Origin of the sequence: Streptomyces sp. NPDC093795, assembly GCF_044764665.1 — a bacterium.
Lineage (GTDB): Bacteria > Actinomycetota > Actinomycetes > Streptomycetales > Streptomycetaceae > Streptomyces.
On record NZ_JBIWIO010000006.1, the window covers coordinates 453414 to 472350 of the forward strand.

Annotated in this window: 16 protein-coding genes and 1 tRNA gene; 8 read left to right on the forward strand and 9 right to left on the reverse strand. The window is 68.5% G+C overall.

The window, feature by feature from the left end:
• The 9 genes from ACIRB7_RS19560 to dnaA form a co-directional block, all read right to left on the reverse strand.
• Positions 1 to 74 (reverse strand) — tRNA-Ile (locus ACIRB7_RS19560).
• Between the two features lie 98 nt (positions 75 to 172).
• Entirely contained in the window at positions 173 to 835 is a 663-nt protein-coding gene (locus ACIRB7_RS19565; protein WP_403599908.1) for a DUF3566 domain-containing protein, read from the reverse strand.
• Positions 836 to 839: 4 nt separating this feature from the next.
• Positions 840 to 3500: a DNA gyrase subunit A gene (gyrA, locus tag ACIRB7_RS19570; protein ID WP_403599911.1), complete on the reverse strand. Its 2661-nt coding sequence runs from the start codon at positions 3498 to 3500 to the stop codon at positions 840 to 842.
• Positions 3501 to 3541: 41 nt separating this feature from the next.
• Positions 3542 to 5569: a DNA topoisomerase (ATP-hydrolyzing) subunit B gene (gene gyrB / locus ACIRB7_RS19575; protein ID WP_403599914.1), complete on the reverse strand. Its 2028-nt coding sequence runs from the start codon at positions 5567 to 5569 to the stop codon at positions 3542 to 3544.
• Positions 5570 to 5963: 394 nt separating this feature from the next.
• The gene (locus ACIRB7_RS19580; RefSeq protein ID WP_403599917.1) at positions 5964 to 6536 is read right to left on the reverse strand and encodes a DUF721 domain-containing protein; all 573 of its coding nucleotides are present in this window, start codon (positions 6534 to 6536) and stop codon (positions 5964 to 5966) included.
• Complete coding sequence (gene recF, locus ACIRB7_RS19585; RefSeq protein ID WP_403599920.1) at positions 6533 to 7654, reverse strand: DNA replication/repair protein RecF; 1122 nt, start codon at positions 7652 to 7654, stop codon at positions 6533 to 6535. The genes ACIRB7_RS19580 and recF overlap by 4 nt, the downstream gene beginning before the upstream one ends.
• A 60-nt stretch (positions 7655 to 7714) precedes the next feature.
• Positions 7715 to 8593 (reverse strand): phosphogluconate dehydrogenase (NAD(+)-dependent, decarboxylating), encoded by an 879-nt coding sequence (gene gnd / locus ACIRB7_RS19590; RefSeq protein ID WP_403599923.1) that lies wholly within the window; start codon positions 8591 to 8593, stop codon positions 7715 to 7717.
• Positions 8594 to 8701: 108 nt separating this feature from the next.
• The gene (dnaN, locus tag ACIRB7_RS19595; protein WP_403599925.1) at positions 8702 to 9832 is read right to left on the reverse strand and encodes a DNA polymerase III subunit beta; all 1131 of its coding nucleotides are present in this window, start codon (positions 9830 to 9832) and stop codon (positions 8702 to 8704) included.
• An 852-nt stretch (positions 9833 to 10684) separates the two neighbouring features.
• The gene (gene dnaA / locus ACIRB7_RS19600; RefSeq protein WP_403599928.1) at positions 10685 to 12436 is read right to left on the reverse strand and encodes a chromosomal replication initiator protein DnaA; all 1752 of its coding nucleotides are present in this window, start codon (positions 12434 to 12436) and stop codon (positions 10685 to 10687) included.
• Positions 12437 to 12831: 395 nt separating this feature from the next.
• Here dnaA and rpmH point away from each other — a divergent pair, with 395 nt between their 5' ends.
• From rpmH to ACIRB7_RS19640, 8 genes are all read left to right on the forward strand, one after another.
• The gene (gene rpmH / locus ACIRB7_RS19605; RefSeq protein ID WP_079045023.1) at positions 12832 to 12969 is read left to right on the forward strand and encodes a 50S ribosomal protein L34; all 138 of its coding nucleotides are present in this window, start codon (positions 12832 to 12834) and stop codon (positions 12967 to 12969) included.
• 21 nt (positions 12970 to 12990) lie between these two features.
• Positions 12991 to 13362, forward strand: coding sequence for a ribonuclease P protein component (rnpA, locus tag ACIRB7_RS19610; protein WP_403599931.1), 372 nt, complete (start codon positions 12991 to 12993; stop codon positions 13360 to 13362).
• The gene (gene yidD, locus ACIRB7_RS19615) at positions 13359 to 13685 is read left to right on the forward strand and encodes a membrane protein insertion efficiency factor YidD (RefSeq protein ID WP_015034858.1); all 327 of its coding nucleotides are present in this window, start codon (positions 13359 to 13361) and stop codon (positions 13683 to 13685) included. Before rnpA ends, yidD begins: the two co-directional genes overlap by 4 nt.
• A 3-nt stretch (positions 13686 to 13688) precedes the next feature.
• Positions 13689 to 14996, forward strand: a complete 1308-nt coding sequence (yidC, locus tag ACIRB7_RS19620; RefSeq protein ID WP_403599934.1) for a membrane protein insertase YidC — start codon at positions 13689 to 13691, stop codon at positions 14994 to 14996.
• 29 nt (positions 14997 to 15025) lie between these two features.
• Positions 15026 to 15535, forward strand: coding sequence for a protein jag (locus tag ACIRB7_RS19625; RefSeq protein WP_403599937.1), 510 nt, complete (start codon positions 15026 to 15028; stop codon positions 15533 to 15535).
• Positions 15536 to 15653: 118 nt separating this feature from the next.
• Complete coding sequence (gene rsmG, locus ACIRB7_RS19630; RefSeq protein WP_403599939.1) at positions 15654 to 16370, forward strand: 16S rRNA (guanine(527)-N(7))-methyltransferase RsmG; 717 nt, start codon at positions 15654 to 15656, stop codon at positions 16368 to 16370.
• Between the two features lie 236 nt (positions 16371 to 16606).
• Positions 16607 to 17698: a ParA family protein gene (locus ACIRB7_RS19635; RefSeq protein ID WP_403599942.1), complete on the forward strand. Its 1092-nt coding sequence runs from the start codon at positions 16607 to 16609 to the stop codon at positions 17696 to 17698.
• Positions 17695 to 18783: a ParB/RepB/Spo0J family partition protein gene (locus ACIRB7_RS19640; protein WP_403599945.1), complete on the forward strand. Its 1089-nt coding sequence runs from the start codon at positions 17695 to 17697 to the stop codon at positions 18781 to 18783. The genes ACIRB7_RS19635 and ACIRB7_RS19640 overlap by 4 nt, the downstream gene beginning before the upstream one ends.
• The last annotated feature ends 154 nt before the right edge of the window (positions 18784 to 18937 follow it).

Here is an 18937-nt window from a genome sequence, read left to right on the forward strand (position 1 = left end):
TGGGGCTAACAGGATTTGAACCTGTGGCCTCATCCTTATCAGGGATGCGCTCTAACCAACTGAGCTATAGCCCCGCCGCGCTGTGCGGTGTGTGTCCCGCGCGCTGACTCCTGAAGATTAGCGCACGTGGGGGCCAGTCCCAAAATCCGTTCCCGGACCGGCCCCACGCGTCCTACTCGTCCTCGGCGAGCGTCAGCTCCACACCGCCCACGAAGCCTGCCGACAGGTTGTAGATGAACGCGCCCAGGGTCGCCAGGGCGGTCATCAGGACCACGTCGATCACGGCGATCACCGAGGTGAACATCAGCACCCGCGGCAGCGACAGGAACGACTGCAGGTCGAAGCCGTTGGACTCGTTCGAGCCCGTGGCCTCGCTGATCGTGCCGCCGACCGTCGAGAAGACGCCCATGGCGTCCATGACCATCCACAGCACCGCCGCGGCGACGACCGTGCAGATGCCCAGTGCGATGGAGAGCAGGAAGCTCACCTTCATCACCGACCACGGATCGGCCTTGGCCACCCGCAGCCGCGCCTTGCGCGTCCGGGGCGTCGTACGCGCGCCCGTGCGCGGCCGGCGCACGGCCCCGGCCGCCGCCTGGCCGCCCGGCGCCGGAGCGCCGTACGCCTGCGGCGGGTGGTACGGACCGCCCGGCTGCTGCGCACCCGCGCGTTCGCCGGGCAGCGGCCCGCTGTAGCTGTCGTACGAGGGCTGCTGCCCCCGAGTGTCCGTCACCGCAACCCCCTGGGAGTCCGTGGCGGGGCCACGGGCGCCGTTCGCTCCAGCACCAGCAGAAGCTCCGGCGGCCGCCGATCCGGCGCCCGTGGCTCCACTCACGCTCTTACTCCTCGTGCTCCCCGGCCGAGGGCTCCGTGCCCTCGGCTGCCTCGGTCTCGACCACGTCGGTCGTGACCACGTCGGTCCCGACCGGCGCGGCCTCGGACGCCTCGACGGCGCCCTCGGTGTCGATGGCGTCGATGACGTCGTCGGCGTCCTCGACGTCCTCGTCGCTGCCGGCCTCGGCGTTCCGTGCGATGCCGACGACGGCATCGCGCTTGCCCAGGTTGATCAGCTGGACGCCCATGGTGTCACGGCCGGTCTCCCTGACTTCGTTGACTCGCGTACGAATCACACCGCCGGACAGCGTGATGGCGAGGATCTCGTCCGTCTCCTCGACCACCAGCGCGCCCACGAGCGAGCCACGGTCCTCCACGATCTTGGCGGCCTTGATACCGAGGCCGCCACGGCCCTGGACGCGGTACTCGTCGACGGGGGTGCGCTTCGCGTACCCGCCGTCGGTCGCGGTGAAGACGAACGTACCGGGCCGGACGACATTCATCGAGAGCAGCTCGTCGTCCGCGCGGAAACTCATCCCCTTGACGCCCGAAGTGGCGCGTCCCATCGGACGCAGCGCGTCGTCCGTGGCGGTGAAGCGGATCGACTGCGCCTTCCTGCTGATGAGCAGCAGGTCGTCCTCGGCCGAGACCAGTTCCGCCCCGATGAGCTCGTCGTCGCTGCCGTCCGCCGTCTCGCGGAGGTTGATCGCGATGACACCGCCCGAACGCGGCGAGTCGTAGTCCTTCAGTGCGGTCTTCTTGACCAGACCGGCCTTGGTGGCGAGCACCAGGTACGGCGTGGCCTCGTAGTCGCGGATCGCCAGGATCTGGGCGATCTGCTCGTCCGGCTGGAAGGCGAGCAGGTTGGCCACGTGCTGGCCGCGCGCGTCCCGGCCGGCGTCGGGCAGCTCGTACGCCTTGACCCGGTAGACCCGGCCCTTGTTGGTGAAGAAGAGCAGCCAGTGGTGGGTCGTGGAGACGAAGAAGTGGTCGACGATGTCGTCCTGCTTCAGCTTCGTGCCGCGCACGCCCTTGCCACCGCGCTTCTGCGAGCGGTAGTCCTCGGTCTTCGTCCGCTTGACGTAGCCACCGCGCGAGATGGTGACGACGATGTCCTCCTCGGCAATCAGGTCCTCGATGGACATGTCACCGTCGAAGGGCACGAGCTTGGAGCGGCGGTCGTCGCCGAACTTCTCGACGAGCGCGGCCAGCTCCTCGCTGACGATCGAGCGCTGGCGCTCCGGCGAGGCCAGGATCGCGTTGTACTCGTTGATCTTCGCCTGGAGTTCGTCGTGCTCGGCGACGATCTTCTGGCGCTCCAGGGCGGCGAGCCGGCGGAGCTGCATCTCCAGGATCGCGTTGGCCTGGATCTCGTCGATCTGGAGGAGGTCCATCAGGCCGCCGCGCGCGACCTCGACCGTGTCGCTGCGCCGGATGAGCGCGATGACCTCGTCGATCGCGTCGAGCGCCTTGAGCAGACCGCGCAGGATGTGGGCGCGCTCCTCGGCCTTCCGCAGCCGGAACTTCGTGCGGCGGACGACGACCTCGATCTGGTGCGTCACCCAGTGGCGGATGAACGCGTCGAGCGAGAGGGTGCGCGGCACGCCGTCGACGAGCGCCAGCATGTTCGCGCCGAAGTTCGTCTGGAGGTCGGTGTGCTTGTAGAGGTTGTTCAGGACGACCTTGGCGACGGCGTCGCGCTTGAGCACGATGACGAGGCGCTGGCCGGTGCGGGACGAGGTCTCGTCGCGGACGTCGGCGATGCCGCCGACCTTGCCGTCCTTCACCAGGTCGGCGATCTTCTGCGCGAGGTTGTCCGGGTTGGTCTGGTACGGCAGTTCCGTGACCACCAGGCACTGGCGGTTCTGGATCTCCTCGACCTCGACGACCGCGCGCATCGTGATCGAGCCACGGCCGGTGCGGTACGCCTCCTCGATGCCCTTGCGGCCGACGACGAGCGCGCCGGTGGGGAAGTCCGGTCCCTTGATCCGCTCGATCAGCGCGTCGAGGAGCTCCTCGTGGCTGGCCTCGGGGTGTTCGAGGGCCCACTGGGCACCGGCAGCGACCTCGCGCAGGTTGTGCGGCGGGATGTTGGTCGCCATGCCGACCGCGATGCCGGCGCTGCCGTTGATCAGCAGGTTCGGGAAGCGGGCCGGCAGGACCGTCGGCTCCTGGTTGCGGCCGTCGTAGTTGTCCTGGAAGTCGACGGTCTCCTCGTCGATGTCCCGGAGCATCTCCATCGACAGCGTCATGAGCTTGCACTCGGTGTACCGCATGGCGGCGGCCGGGTCGTTGCCCGGGGAACCGAAGTTGCCGTTGGAGTCGACGAGCGGCATCCGCATCGACCAGGGCTGGGCGAGGCGGACGAGCGCGTCGTAGATCGAGGAGTCGCCGTGCGGGTGGTACGTACCCATGACGTCACCGACGACGCGGGCGCACTTGTAGAAGCCCTTCTCGGGCCGGTAGCCGCCGTCGTACATCGCGTACAGGACGCGCCGGTGGACGGGCTTGAGGCCGTCCCGTACGTCGGGCAGCGCGCGGGACACGATGACGGACATCGCGTAGTCGAGGTACGAGCGCTGCATCTCGGTCTCGAGCCCGACGGGCTCGATCCGCAGCACGGGCTCCTGCTCTTCGGTGGTGCCGGAGGTGTTTTCGTCGGCCATTGCTGGTCGTCAGTCCTTTCGTACGGTCAGCTGAGACCGACTCAGATGTCGAGGAAGCGAACGTCCTTGGCGTTGCGCTGGATGAACGAGCGGCGTGCCTCGACGTCCTCGCCCATCAGCACCGAGAACAGGTCGTCGGCCTGCGCGGCGTCGTCCAGGGTGACCTGGCCGAGCACGCGGTGGTCGACGTCCATGGTGGTGATGCGCAGCTCCTCGGCGTTCATCTCACCGAGACCCTTGAAGCGCTGGATCGAGTCTTCCCTGATCCGCTTGCCGCTCTGCTTGCCCAGCTCGACGAGCGCGTCCCGCTCCCGGTCCGAGTACGCGTACTCGAAGTCGTCCCGGCCCCACTTGATCTTGTAGAGCGGCGGGCGGGAGAGGTAGACGTGACCGGCCTCGACCAGCGGCCGCATGAAGCGGAAGAGGAAGGTCAGCAGCAGGGTGTTGATGTGCTGGCCGTCGACGTCGGCGTCCGCCATCAGGATGATCTTGTGATAACGGAGCTTCTCGATGTCGAAGTCCTCGTGGACTCCGGTGCCGAACGCCGAGATCAGGGCCTGGACCTCGGTGTTCTGCAGGATCTTGTCGATACGGGCCTTCTCGACGTTCAGGATCTTGCCGCGGATCGGCAGGATGGCCTGGTACATCGGGTTGCGGCCCGACTTGGCCGAGCCGCCGGCGGAGTCACCCTCGACGATGAAGATCTCGCACTTGGCCGGGTCGTTCGACTGGCAGTCGGACAGCTTGCCCGGCAGCGAGGCCGACTCCAGGAGGCCCTTGCGGCGGGTCAGGTCGCGCGCCTTGCGCGCGGCCACGCGCGCGGTGGCGGCCTGGATCGACTTGCGGACGATGTCGGCGGCCTCGACCGGGTTGCGGTCCAGCCAGTCGTTGAGGTGCTCGTAGACCGCCTTCTGGACGAAGGTCTTCGCCTCCGTGTTGCCCAGCTTGGTCTTGGTCTGGCCCTCGAACTGCGGCTCGCTCAGCTTGACCGAGATGATCGCGGTCAGACCCTCGCGGATGTCGTCACCCGTGAGGTTGTCGTCCTTCTCGCGGAGGTGCTTCTTGTCGCGCGCGTACTTGTTGATCAGCGAGGTCAGCGCCGCACGGAAGCCCTCCTCGTGCGTGCCGCCCTCGTGGGTGTGGATGATGTTGGCGAAGGAGTACACGCCCTCGCTGTAGCCGCTGTTCCACTGCATCGCGACCTCGAGGGACAGGGCCTTGTCCTTGTCCTCCGCCTCCAGGTCGATCACGGTGGGGTGGATCAGCTCACCCTTGCGCGAGTTGAGGTACTTCACGAAGTCGACGATGCCGCCCTCGTAGTGGTACTTCACCGTGCGCGCGGTGGGCTCCGCGGCCTCCGCCTCCGGGTCGTCCGCGCCGACCGTGGCCTTCGCCGACTCGCGCTCGTCCGTGAGCGTCAGGGTGAGGCCCTTGTTGAGGAAGGCCATCTCCTGGAAGCGGCGCGCGAGCGTCTCGAAGGAGTACTCGGTGGTCTCGAAGATGTCGGGGTCGGCCCAGAAGGTGACCGAGGTGCCGGTCTCGTCGGTCGCCTCGTGCTGGACGAGCGGGGCCGTCGGGACGCCCATCTTGTAGTCCTGCGTCCAGCGGTAACCGTCCGTCTTGATCTCGACGGAGATCTTGGTGGACAGGGCGTTCACGACGGACACGCCGACACCGTGCAGACCGCCGGAGACGGCGTAGCCGCCGCCGCCGAACTTGCCGCCCGCGTGCAGCACGGTCAGCACGACCTCGACGGCCGGCTTGCCCTCGGAGGCCACGATGCCCACGGGGATGCCACGGCCGTTGTCGATGACGCGCACGGCGCCGTCGGCCAGGATCGTCACGTCAATGGTGTCCGCGTGGCCTGCGAGGGCCTCGTCGACGGAGTTGTCGACGACCTCCTGCACCATGTGGTGAAGACCGCGCTCGCCGGTCGAGCCGATGTACATGCCGGGGCGCTTGCGCACGGCATCCAGGCCTTCGAGGACCTGGATGTTGCTGGCGGTGTACTGGTTGTTCTCGTTGGGGTTGCCGGAATCGGCCACGAAGCGCCCTTTCTGGCACAGCACAGGCCGTTCTCCGGGCATACGGGAGCGGCTGCGTCGTTCGACATGTTCCGCAGGGTGGCGGGATTGTCTCCCAGTCTACCGGTAGCGCCGACACTCATGGGGGTTTGCCGGTCCCTGAGTCCGCATGTGCCGCCCTGAGCGGGAGCGAGACGACTCCCCATATCCGGAGAGGGGCTCCAGAGCCCCCTGACGGCCACCCAGCGCTTCGACCCGTAGCGCGTTGTGGGCATCGGGTGGACGGCATGGTGGGCATGCGCGCCGCCGCCGTTGTGGGCATGCGTTCCGCCGGGGCGTGGGGGTCCCCCCGGACGGAGTCTGGGGGAGGGTGGGCACAACGCCCACGCGCGCGGAGCCCTCTGCTCGGACCCGCACCACACGCACCTCCGACGACGAACTACCCGTACGTGTCGCCCGGCCCCACAGACCCCGGCGCCCGCAACGGCCCGTACCCCCGCCGCGGCCCCCCCGGCCCGACCACCTTGATCACCCGCACCGTCCCGTGCCCGAGGTCCTCGTTGAGACGAGCGACGAGCTTGGGCGCGAGCAGCCGCAGCTGCGTCGCCCAAGCCGTCGAGTCGCACTGCACGGTCAGCACCCGCGCGTCCGGCTCGTCGTCGAACTTCAGCGGTACGCAGTGCTTCGCCAGGTCCTCGCCGACGATCTGCGGCCAGCGGCCCATGACGCCGCCGACGGCCGCCGGCGTCTCCCAGCCCCGCTCGGTGATCAGCCGGTTGATCGCGGCGCCGAGCGCCATGGGGTCGCGTCCGTCGGCGCGCGCGCCGGAGCGCAGGCCGCCTCCGCGCCGGGCCTGCTTCTTCTGCTGGGCGGCCGCGCCCTTGGCCTTCGCCTGTTCCTTGGCCGCGCGCAGCGCGACCCGGGCGAGATCGACACCGGACGCTTCGGGCACCGAAGGCGTCGACGGAACGGCAGACGTATCCACAGCCTGTGGAAGCTTTTCCTCGCTCATACCCGCTCCACCGTCCCGCCGGCCACCTCGTACCGCGCCCCCGCGAGGACCCCCGGCACGTCGTCGTCCACGGCCGCCGTCACGAGGACCTGCTCGCCGCCCGCCACCAGCTCCGCGAGCCGCTCGCGCCGGCGCGCGTCCAGCTCGGCGAAGACGTCGTCGAGGACGAGGACCGGCTCGTTGCCCTCGGACCGCAGCAGGTCGTACGAGGCGAGCCGCAGCGCAAGCGCGTACGACCAGGACTCGCCATGACTGGCGTACCCCTTCGCCGGCAGCTCACCGAGCTTGAGCAACAGCTCGTCGCGGTGCGGTCCGACCAGCGTGACGCCCCGCTCGATCTCCTGCTTGCGTACGTCGGTGAGCGCGGCGAGCAGCTGTTCGTACAGCTCCTCGCGAGTGTGCCCGGGGCCGGGCGCGGACGGGCGGTACTCCAGCAGAATCGGTCCGCCACTGGGCGCCAGCTGGTCGTACGCCTTGTCCGCGAGCGGCTGCAGTACGGCGATCAGATCCAGCCGCTGGGCCAGCAGCTCGGCTCCGGCCCGCGCCAGGTGCTGGTCCCAGACCTCCAGCGTGGAGAGGTCCATGCCGCGGCCGCCGTGCCGCCGGGCCATCGCGGCCGACTTGAGGAGCGTGTTGCGCTGCTTGAGCACGCGCTCGTAGTCGGAGCGCACGCCCGCCATGCGCGGCGTGCGCGCCGTGATCAGCTCGTCGAGGAAGCGCCGGCGCTCGCCGGGATCGCCCTTGACCAGGGCGAGGTCCTCCGGGGCGAACAGCACGGTCCGTACGATTCCGAGCACGTCCCGCGGTCTGACCTGCGAGGACCTGTTGATACGGGCACGGTTGGCCCGGCCGGGGTTGAGCTCCAGCTCGATCAGCTGGGAGCGCTCGCCCTGGGTGACGGCGGCGCGGATGATCGCGCGCTCCGCCCCCATCCGGACGAGCGGGGCGTCGGAGGCGACGCGGTGGCTGGAGAGGGTCGCGAGATAGCCGACGGCCTCGACCAGATTGGTCTTGCCCTGGCCGTTGGCGCCCACGAAAGCGGTGACGCCCGGGTCGAGCGGGACCTCGACCCGGGCGTAGGAGCGGAAGTCGGCCAGCGACAGATGCGTGACGTGCATGGTGGAGCGCCGACCTTCTTCCCCCGGCGGCTGTGCACCGCGGGGCACACAGCCTGTGGATTACTTCTTGGACTCGACCGCGTGGCCACCGAACTGGTTGCGCAGCGCGGCGATCATCTTCATCTGCGGGGAGTCGTCCTGCCGCGAGGCGAACCGCGCGAAGAGCGACGCGGTGATCGCCGGCAGCGGTACGGCGTTGTCGATGGCGGCCTCGACGGTCCACCGGCCCTCGCCGGAGTCCTGGGCGTAGCCGCGGAGCTGCTCCAGGTGCTCGTCCTCGTCCAGCGCGTTCACCGCGAGGTCGAGCAGCCAGGAACGGATGACCGTGCCCTCCTGCCAGGAGCGGAAGACCTCACGCACGTCGGTGACGGAGTCGACCTTCTCCAGGAGCTCCCAGCCCTCGGCGTAGGCCTGCATCATCGCGTACTCGATGCCGTTGTGGACCATCTTCGCGAAGTGACCGGCGCCGACCTTGCCCGCGTGGACCGAGCCGAACTCACCCTCGGGCTTGAGCGCGTCGAAGACCGGCTGGACCTTCGCCACGTCCTCGGCGGAGCCGCCGTACATCAGCGCGTAGCCGTTCTCCAGGCCCCAGACGCCGCCGGAGACGCCGCAGTCGACGAAGCCGATGCCCTTGGCCGCCAGCTCCTCGGCGTGCTTCTCGTCGTCCGTCCAGCGCGAGTTCCCGCCGTCCACGACGATGTCGCCGGGGGAGAGCAGGTCGGCCAGCTCGTCGATGGTGGACTGGGTCGCGGCACCGGCCGGAACCATGACCCACACGACGCGGGGCCCCTTGAGCTTGCCCACAAGCTCTTCGAGGCTGTGGACATCGGCGAGGTCCGGATTGCGGTCGTATCCGATGACGGTGTGGCCTGCGCGGCGGATGCGCTCACGCATGTTGCCGCCCATCTTGCCGAGACCGACGAGACCGAGCTCCATCAGAGATTCCTTAAGCGTCGTGTGCGGTTTACCCGGGTCCGAGCCTACGCCGGGACCCGGGTGCACACCTGTGGGGTCAGCCGCTCAGTCGACGGCCGTCCCGAAGGGTCATCCGGAGAGCCGCACCGGCATGATCAGGTACTTGTACGCCTCGTCCGCCTCGGCGTCCACGGCGGGCTTGCCGCTCAGCAGCGCCGGCTTCGTGGAGGTCGTGAAGGAGAGCTGGGCGACCGGGGAGTCGATCGCGCTCAGGCCGTCCAGGAGGAAGGTCGGGTTGAAGGCGATCGAGATGTCGTCGCCCTCCAGCTGCGCGTCGACCCGCTCCACAGCCTGTGCGTCGTCGCTGGAGCCCGCCTCGAGGATCAGCACGCCCTGCTCGAAGCTGAGCCGGACCGGGGTGTTGCGCTCGGCCACCAGGGCCACACGCTTGACGGCCTCGACGAAGGGGGCGGTCTCGATCACGGCGATCGAGTTGAACTCGGTGGGGAAGAGCGTCCGGTACTTCGGCAGGTCGCCTTCGAGGAGCCGGGTGGTGGTGCGGCGGCCCGCGCCCTCGAAGCCGATGAGGCCCTCGCCCTTGCCGGAGCCCGAGAGCGCGAGGGTGACGGTGTCGCCGCTGGTGAGCGCCTTGGCGGTGTCCAGGAGGGTCTTCGCGGGCACCAGGGCGACCGCGGAGGCGTCCGGGGACTCCGGCTTCCACAGGAACTCGCGGACCGCGAAGCGGTAGCGGTCGGTGGAGGCCAGGGTGACCGTGTCGCCCTCGATCTCGATGCGCACGCCGGTGAGGACGGGCAGCGTGTCGTCACGGCCGGCGGCGATGGCCACCTGCGCGGCGGCGGAGGCGAAGACCTCACCGGGGACGGTGCCGGTCGCGGTGGGCATCTCCGGGAGCGCCGGGTACTCCTCCACAGGCAGGGTGTGGAGGGTGAAGCGGGAGGAGCCGCAGACCACGGTCGCCCGTACACCGTCTGTGGAGATCTCCACCGGACGGTTGGGGAGAGCGCGGCAGATGTCGGCGAGCAGTCGACCGGAGACCAGGACGGTGCCGTCCTCCTCGACCTCAGCCTCGACGGAGACGCGGGCCGAGACCTCGTAGTCGAAGCTCGAGAAGCTCAGCGCGCCGTTCTCGGCCTTCAGCAGAAGGCCCGCGAGCACCGGCGCCGGCGGACGGGCCGGAAGGCTGCGGGCCACCCAGGCCACCGCCTCCGCGAGTACATCGCGCTCCACCCGGATCTTCACCGGAACCGCCTCCTGCTTGTTGCTGGCTCTTCGTCGACTGCGGGAACCAGTCTGACGTACGCCGCCGACCCTCGGTGCTGCTCCGGGTCAAGTCGCGACGAGAGCGCGTCGGAGCTCCGGCGCCGAGTTGTGCACAGGCCCCACTTCGAAACGGATTCCCAGCTAACTCTAAGTGGGAGTAGTAGTAGGGCCTGTGGAAACGGTGGATAACGTCGTTTTCGCAGGTCAGACCCGATTTTTTGTCCACCGAGCCTGTGGGTGGAACCGGTGGACAACTGGGGTTCTCTGTGGACACCCGAAAGTTCTGCACAGCCCATGCACAGGGCATGGGGAGTTCTCCCCAGCGCTGTCCCCAGCTTTCCCCAGGTTCCCCACAGCCCAAACGTCTCCCTTGGTGTGACCGCTTTCACTCGGCCCGGTGAGCGGGGGTGTTTCGTTGCCGAACAGTGGACAGCGGTGTGGAGAAGCTGTGGGCAACGGGCCCTTCCCTGTGGGCGGCCGGTGGACAACCTTCCGACCCCCCTGTGGACGAAAGATTCATCCACAGCCTGTGGAGATCTTTTACCAACAATTCCACAGGGGTCTGACCTGGGGTGATGATCAGTCAGCAAGCCGGCCTGTGGACAGGATCCGGATAACTCGACAGTCCCCACCCTGTGGACGGGAGATCATCCCCCAATCTGTGGAGAACCCGCCACCGGAACGGAGTAATCGAACACTCCGCGCTCGTACACAGCTGTGCACGACGAACAGGCGCTCCCCAGGAGCGGGCTCGGGACACCTCCCGGGAACGCCGAAGGGCGCCCCGGGAGGTGTCCCGGAGCGCCCTTCGGAGGCCGCTGAAGCGGTTCGTCAGCCGTTCTTGATGCGGTTGGTGAGCTCGGTGACCTGGTTGTAGATGGAGCGCCGCTCCGCCATCAGCGCGCGGATCTTCCGGTCCGCGTGCATGACCGTCGTATGGTCACGGCCGCCGAACTGCGCGCCGATCTTCGGCAGCGACAGGTCCGTGAGCTCGCGGCACAGGTACATGGCGATCTGCCGGGCCGTCACGAGGACGCGGCTGCGCGAGGATCCGCAGAGGTCCTCCACCGTCAGACCGAAGTAGTCGGCCGTGGCTGCCATGATCGCCGGCGCGGTGATCTCCGGTGACGAGTCCTCGCCGCCCGGCATCAGATCCTTGAGGACGATCTCGGTAAGACCCAGGTCCACCGGCTGCCGGTTGAGGCTCGCGAAGGCCGTCACCCGGATCAGCGCGCCCTCCAGCTCACGGATGTTCCGCGAGATCCGGGAGGCGATGAACTCCAGCACCTCCGGCGGGGCGTTGAGCTGCTCCTGGACCGCCTTCTTACGGAGGATCGCGATGCGCGTCTCCAGCTCGGGCGGCTGCACATCGGTGGTGAGACCCCACTCGAAGCGGTTGCGGAGCCGGTCCTCCAGGGTCACCAGCTGCTTGGGCGGCCGGTCCGAGGAGAGCACGATCTGCTTGTTCGCGTTGTGCAGGGTGTTGAAGGTGTGGAAGAACTCCTCCTGCGTCGACTCCTTGCTCGCGAGGAACTGGATGTCGTCGACGAGCAGGATGTCCACATCGCGGTAGCGCTTGCGGAAGGCGTCGCCCTTGCCGTCGCGGATCGAGTTGATGAACTCGTTCGTGAACTCCTCCGAGCTCACGTACCGCACGCGCGTGCCGGGGTACAGGCTCCGCGCGTAGTGTCCGATCGCGTGCAGCAGGTGGGTCTTGCCGAGGCCCGACTCGCCGTAGATGAAGAGCGGGTTGTACGCCTTCGCCGGCGCCTCGGCCACCGCGACGGCGGCCGCGTGCGCGAAGCGGTTCGAGGAACCGATGACGAAGGTGTCGAAGAGGTACTTGGGGTTCAGCCGCGCGTGCTGCTCGCCGGGGGCGCCGGAGCCTCCCGGGGACGAGGAACCGTGACCGCCACCGGGGGCGGAAGCACCAGGACGGGAACCGGGCCGGCCGCCCCCGTGGTTCTGCGGGTCGGGCAGCTCGGCACGCTCGGGCCGCTGCTGCTCGTAACCCCGGGGCGGCTCGTCGTAACGCGACTGCCTGGGCTGCTCGGGACCGGTGTACGGAGCCCGCTCCTGGTAGCCGCCCATGCGGGGCTGCTGCCAGGACAGGTCGTCCTGGGTGCGCGGCCAGGCGCCGGGGTCCGGCCGCTGCTGCGTGTAGTCCGGGTAGGCCGGTCGTGCGGTGGGCAGCCCGTCGTCGGGCATCGGCCGGTGGCCGTAGCCCTCGTACTTCTCGTACGGCTCGTGCTGCGCGCGCTCGTCGTAACGGGACTGCTGCGCGGGGGGCGCCGGCGGCGTCGGCTCGCCGACGGAGTCGTCGACGGTGATCGCGATCCGGATCGGGCGGCCGCACTCACGGCTCAGGGTCTCGCTGATCAACGGGGCGAGCCGCCCTTCGAGGACGCGCTTGCCCCACTCGTTGGGCACGGCGAGAAGCGCGGTGTCCGCGACCAGGGCGAGCGGCTGGCAGCGCTCGATCCACTGCTTGTCCTTGGGCTCGATCCCCTGCTGGCCCTCGGCGAGGAGATGCTCCAGGACGCGTGGCCACACTGCGGCAAGATCGGCAGGTACGTCAGCCACAGGGCACGCTTTCTCGCAGGTCCCCCGATGGTGTGGTTCTCGGGGAACGGTGGGTCGACGTCCGTGAGGACGGGTCCAGGAGGACAGGTGGGACAGAACGGAAAAGAATGTGGAGTCCATCCACGGTAGTCGCGGCGGCTGACGTGGTTCAAGTTGTTGTCCACAGCCTGTGCACAATGGGGGGCGATGACAGGTCGGTTTGACCGGATGGCGTAGCCGCGCGTACCGTAACCAGGTCGAGTTGTCGATGGCTGCTGCCGCCTGCCTCCGATGGGCAAAGATCACGGTCTGTGATCGTGAAGCGGTGCACTCGGGCGTATTGCGAGCTACTCGTGGGCGCACGGTGACAGCCAGGCGATGTCCCGCCATCTACGAATCATTTCTGGAGCCCCCGAGTGAGCAAGCGCACCTTCCAGCCGAACAACCGTCGTCGCGCCAAGACCCACGGCTTCCGCCTGCGGATGCGTACGCGTGCCGGTCGAGCCATCCTTGCGAACCGCCGTTCCAAGGGTCGCACTGAGCTGTCCGCCTGATCTGCCTTAACAGGTCATGACGTGCTGCCTACCGAGAATCGGCTGAGGCGGCGCGAGGACTTCGCAACCGCGGTACGCCGAGGTCGCCGGGCCGGTCGCCCGCTCCTCGTCGTCCACCTACGCAGCGGTGCAACGAGCCCGCACGCGCCTGGGGAGAGCGCTCCCCCGGCACGTGCGGGTTTCGTCGTGAGCAAGGCCGTGGGCGGTGCGGTCGTACGCAACCAGGTGAAGCGACGCCTCCGCCATCTCGTCCGCGACCGGCTCACCGAGCTGCCCCCCGGTAGCCTGGTGGTCGTACGGGCGTTGCCCGGAGCCGGCGACGCCGACCACGCACAGCTGGCCCAAGACCTGGACGCCGCTCTTCAGCGGCTGCTGGGAGGGGGCGCGCGATGAAGTACCCGCTGCTGGCTCTCATCAAGCTGTACCAGTGGACGATCAGCCCGCTCCTGGGCCCCGTCTGCCGGTACTACCCGTCGTGTTCCCACTACGGATTCACGGCCATCGACCGGCATGGCGCGATCAAGGGCACGGCCCTGACCGCCTGGCGCATCCTGCGGTGCAACCCGTGGTCGCCCGGTGGTGTGGACCACGTCCCGCCGCGTAAGCGCCCCCGCTGGCACGAAATGCTGAGGAACGCGCTGCGCGGAGACAAGGGCGGGTCCACCGCCGAGACGAGCCCGGCCGCAGAGACCTCGCCCAATGCTCAAGGAGCCTGATTAGTGGACACGATTGCCAGTTTTTTCAGCTTCATCACCACACCTGTCTCATGGGTGATCGTCCAGTTCCACAAGGTGTACGGGGCGATCTTCGGTCCTGACACGGGCTGGGCCTGGGGCCTGTCCATCGTGTCCCTGGTGGTGCTGATCCGGATCTGTCTGATCCCGCTGTTCGTCAAGCAGATCAAGTCGACCCGGAACATGCAGGCGCTCCAGCCGAAGATGAAGGCGATCCAGGAGCGCTACAAGAGCGACAAGCAGCGTCAGTCCGAAGAGATGATGAAGCTGTACAAGGAGACGGGCACCAACCCGCTCTCCTCGTGCCTTCCCATCCTGGCGCAGTCCCCGTTCTTCTTCGCTCTGTACCACGTGCTCTCCAACATCGCCGAGGGCGACAAGGTCGGCGTCATCAACCAGTCGCTGCTCGAGAGCGCGCGACAGGCTCACATCTTCGGCGCCCCGCTGGCCTCGAAGTTCATGGACAGCGCCGCTGACGCCGCTGCCCTCGACGCCTCGATCACGTCGGTCCGCATCGTCACCGCGATCATGATCATCATGATGTCGGCCTCGCAGTTCTTCACCCAGCGCCAGCTGATGATGAAGAACGTCGACCTCTCGGTGAAGACCCCGTACATGCAGCAGCAGAAGATGCTCATGTACATCTTCCCGGTGATCTTCGCCGTCATGGGCATCAACTTCCCCGTCGGTGTCCTCGTCTACTGGCTGACCACCAACGTGTGGACCATGGGCCAGCAGATGTACGTGATCAACCAGAACCCGACCCCGGGCAGCAAGGCGCAGGACTCCTACCTCCAGCGTCTGCTGAAGGGCATCACGGCCCACGGCGAGGTCCGCGGCCGTCGCCGCAAGACCATCGTGAAGATGATCGTCGCCAAGTCCAGCAGCGACCGCAACGAGAACGAGCGCCGCTTCTTCGCGGGTCTGACCAAGGCCGGCTTCGCCGCCCAGCCCGACGGCACCGTGATCAAGAGCGACACGATCGAGGCCGAGACCGAGGGCGGTGCCGCCGCCAGGCGTCAGCAGCCCAAGCGTCAGACCAAGGCTCAGCGCCAGGCCGCCGCGGCCCAGGTCGTGGCCAAGGACACCGAGGAGACCTCCGAGCCGGCCGCCGAAGCGGCGACCACTTCGCTCGAGAAGAAGCCCCAGGGTCCGGCCAAGACCGCCGCGAAGGACGAGGCGGGCGACAAGCCCGCGCGTCCGAGCCGCGCCAACTCCGGAGGCACCCGTCAGGGCAAGTCCGGTCAGCGCAAGGGCCAGCAGCGGCCCAAGCACCCGTCCTCCAAGAAGTAAGCCTCGCCGAAGCAAGAAGGAGTCCATCCGTGACGGAAGGCACCACCTCCGCCGCCGCCGAGGGTGGCGACACCCTGACCCGCCTGGAGCAGGAGGGTGAGATCGCGGCCGACTACCTCGAGGGTCTGCTCGACATCGCCGACCTCGACGGCGACATCGACATGGACGTCGAGGCGGACCGGGCCGCGGTCTCGATCATCAGCGACTCCGGCCGTGAGCTGCAGAAGCTCGTGGGCCGCGACGGCGAGGTCCTGGAGGCCCTCCAGGAGCTGACTCGCCTGGCCGTGCACCGGGAGACGGGTGACCGCAGCCGTCTGATGCTCGACATCGCCGGCTTCCGCGCCCAGAAGCGCACCGAGCTCGCCGAGCTGGGCGCCAAGGCCGCGATCGAGGTGAAGTCCACCGGGCAGCCGGTCAAGCTGGACCCGATGACGCCGTTCGAGCGCAAGGTCGTGCACGACGCGATCGCCGCCGCCGGTCTGCGCAGCGAGTCCGAGGGCGAGGAGCCGCAGCGCTTCGTCGTCGTGCTCCCGGCCTGAACCCTCACGTAGTGTCGGCCCCGTCTGTTCGCAGGCGGGGCCGATCTTTGTCAGCCCCATAAGTCAGCCACCACAGTGCGCTCGCACGCGAAGCGTGCGGTACGGAAGGACGGTTCCCGTGACGGAGGCAGCGGAGCTCCCCGAGGCTCCGGAGCAGGCGCGGACAGTCTTCGGTGAGTACTTCCCGGAGGCCGTGCGGTACGCGGAGCTCCTCGCGGACGCGGGTGTGAAGCGCGGCCTGATCGGCCCGCGGGAGGTTCCGCGGCTGTGGGAGCGCCACCTGCTCAACTGCGCTGTCCTCTCGGAGGTCGTCCCCCAGGGCGTCACCGTCTGCGATGTGGGCTCGGGCGCCGGTCTTCCCGGCATCCCGCTGGCGCTGGTCCGGCCCGATCTGAAGATCACGCTCCTTGAGCCGCTCCTCCGCCGGACGAACTTCCTCCAGGAGGTCGTCGAGCTGCTCGGCCTCGACCATGTGACCGTGGTCCGGGGACGCGCGGAGGAGATGCTCGGCAAGATCACGCCCGTGCATGTGGTGACCGCTCGTGCGGTGGCTCCCCTCGACCGGCTGGCCGGCTGGGGTGTTCCCCTGCTGCGCCCGTACGGGGAGATGCTGGCGCTCAAGGGCGACACCGCGGAGGAGGAGCTCATCGGTGCTCGCTCCGCGCTCTCCCGCCTCGGCGTGGTGGAGACCTCGGTGCTACAGGTGGGCGAGGGGATCGTCGATCCGCTTTCCACGGTCGTCCGGGTGGAGGTCGGCGAGAGCCCGGGCGGGGTGCGGTTCGCGGCGAAGCGGGCCAAGGCGGCCCGGACGAGCAAGACCCGTCGACGCCGCTGACTGTCGCATACGTACCATTTCGGAGTGTCGAACGGCCTCGGTTGGGCAGCAGGGGCATGGTGTTTCACGTGAAACATCGCTCACTGCTGCAGGGGATCATCAGCCGCGGTCGCGCGGCTGCCACGCCCCGGGACCGTCGACCCCGTGTGAAGCCACCCGCGAGGGTTACGAAGATGTCCACAGAGGTGGATTCACCCACAGAACCACCGGCCTCGCTGGTTCACGACCCCGAAAGCATGGCAGGCTCTCCCCATCGCGAGCCTGAAGCCGAGGAGAGTGAATCCTTGCGGTCCGACGCCAACATCGCGGGACCGATGACCGATCCGGTCCCCGGTCCCCGAACCGAATCGGTGGGGGAGGATGTTTCACGTGAAACACCGCCCCCGATGGACGACACCCCCATTGGTCGTGCTGCCCAGCTGGCAGTAGAAGCCCTGGGTCGTGCCGGTGAGGGACTTCCCCGCCCGGCGCAGACTCGCGTGATGGTGGTCGCCAATCAGAAGGGCGGCGTGGGCAAGACGACCACGACCGTCAACCTTGCCGCGTCCCTGGCCCTGCACGGTGCCCGGGTCCTGGTCATCGACCTGGACCCGCAGGGCAACGCCTCCACGGCGCTCGGTATCGACCACCACGCCGAGGTCCCCTCGATCTACGACGTCCTCGTCGACAGCAAGCCGCTCTCCGATGTGGTGCAGCCGGTCATGGACGTCGAGGGCCTCTTCTGCGCCCCCGCCACCATCGACCTCGCCGGCGCGGAGATCGAGCTGGTGTCGCTGGTGGCGCGAGAGAGCCGCCTGCAGCGGGCGATCCAGGCCTATGAGCAGCCGCTGGACTACATCCTGATCGACTGCCCGCCCTCGCTCGGTCTGCTCACGGTCAACGCCATGGTGGCCGGAGCCGAGGTGCTGATCCCGATCCAGTGCGAGTACTACGCACTGGAGGGGCTCGGACAGCTCCTGAGGAACGTCGACCTGGTGCGGGGGCACCTCAACCCCGTACTCCATGTCTCGACGATCCTGCTCACCATGTACGACGGCCGAACGAGGCTCGCCTCCCAGGTCGCCGACGAGGTGCGCACCCACTTCGCCGAGGAGGTGCTGCGGACCAGTATTCCGAGGTCCGTCCGTATCTCGGAGGCCCCGAGCTACGGGCAGACGGTTCTCACCTATGACCCGGGCTCCAGCGGCGCCCTGTCGTATCTCGAAGCGGCCCGTGAGATCGCCCTGCGGGGGGCGGCCGTGCACTACGACCCGCAGCACGCCCCTGTGGGGCACACCCCTGTGGGGCACCAGAACAATCAGCGCAGCATGTCGGAGGGGATTCAGTGAGTGAGCGACGTAGGGGATTGGGGCGTGGGCTCGGTGCGCTGATCCCTGCTGCTCCCCAGGAGCGGCAGGCGCCGACGGTCGGCGTAGGGGCGGGTTCGGCCTCCCCCGGTGCGGTGTCTTCCCTGTCCTCGGACCGAGGGGTGGCGGCGGCGAAGCTGGCGACGCTCCCGCAGAGTGCGCAGTCGCCGGAGTCCACGTCTTCCTGGAACGACGCCGGGTCGGTGTTCCGTCCGGAGCCGCCGGCCGGGGCCTACTTCACCGAGCTTTCGCTCGACTCCATCGTTCCCAACCGGCACCAGCCCCGTGAGGTCTTCGACGAGGATGCCCTGGCGGAGCTCGTCATCTCCATCAAGGAGGTGGGCCTGCTCCAGCCTGTGGTCGTGCGCAAGGTCGATGGCGAGAGCTATGAGCTCGTCATGGGTGAGCGTCGCCTTCGGGCGTCCAAGGCGGCCGGTCTGGAACGGATCCCGGCGATCGTCCGGGACACCGACGACGAGAAGATGCTCCTGGACGCCCTCCTGGAGAACCTCCACCGTGCCCAGCTGAACGCGATCGAAGAGGCTCACGCCTACGAGCAGTTGCTCAAGGACTTCGGTTGCACCCATGACCAGCTCGCGGAGCGGATCGGGCGGTCCCGCCCGCAGATCTCCAACACGCTGCGTCTCCTGCGGCTCTCGCCGACGGTACAGCGGAGGGTTGCCGCCGGAGTGCTGTCCGCCGGTCACGCGCGGGCCCTGCTCGGTGTGGAGGACCCGGAGTCCCAGGACAAGCTGGCCTACCGGATCGTCTCCGAGGGCCTCTCGGTGCGTACGGTCGAGGAGATCGTGAGTGTCATGGGCTCCGAGGAGCCCGCCGGCACCGTCAAGCCGAAGGGCCCGCGCGCCGGCGGCCGTGTCTCGCCCGCCCTGACGGAACTCGCCTCTCGGCTCTCGGACCGGTTCGAGACCCGGGTGAAGGTCGACCTGGGGCAGAAGAAGGGCAAGATCGTCGTCGAGTTCGCCTCGATGGAGGATCTGGAACGGATCCTCTCGACCCTGGCTCCCGGCGAGGGTCGGGTCATGGACAAGAAGAACGCCGAAGCCTGATCTCTTCTGCTTCTCTCCGAGGTCGCCCAGGGCGGGGGGGGGGGGGGGGGGGGGGGGGGGGGGGGCGCGCCGCCGGGGGGGGGGGGGGGGGGGGCGGTGATTAGGGGCAGACACCCCCCCCCACCCCCCCCCCCCCCCCCCCCCCCCCGCCACG

Coding starts and splice junctions, on each gene's coding strand:
- gyrA (WP_403599911.1), bottom strand. CDS start 3,500: ATGGCCGACGAAAACACCTCCGGCACCACCGAAGAGCAGGAGCCCGTG.
- recF (WP_403599920.1), bottom strand. CDS start 7,654: ATGCACGTCACGCATCTGTCGCTGGCCGACTTCCGCTCCTACGCCCGG.
- yidD (WP_015034858.1), top strand. CDS start 13,359: ATGAAGTACCCGCTGCTGGCTCTCATCAAGCTGTACCAGTGGACGATC.
- gnd (WP_403599923.1), bottom strand. CDS start 8,593: ATGGAGCTCGGTCTCGTCGGTCTCGGCAAGATGGGCGGCAACATGCGT.
- ACIRB7_RS19635 (WP_403599942.1), top strand. CDS start 16,607: ATGGCAGGCTCTCCCCATCGCGAGCCTGAAGCCGAGGAGAGTGAATCC.
- ACIRB7_RS19580 (WP_403599917.1), bottom strand. CDS start 6,536: ATGAGCGAGGAAAAGCTTCCACAGGCTGTGGATACGTCTGCCGTTCCG.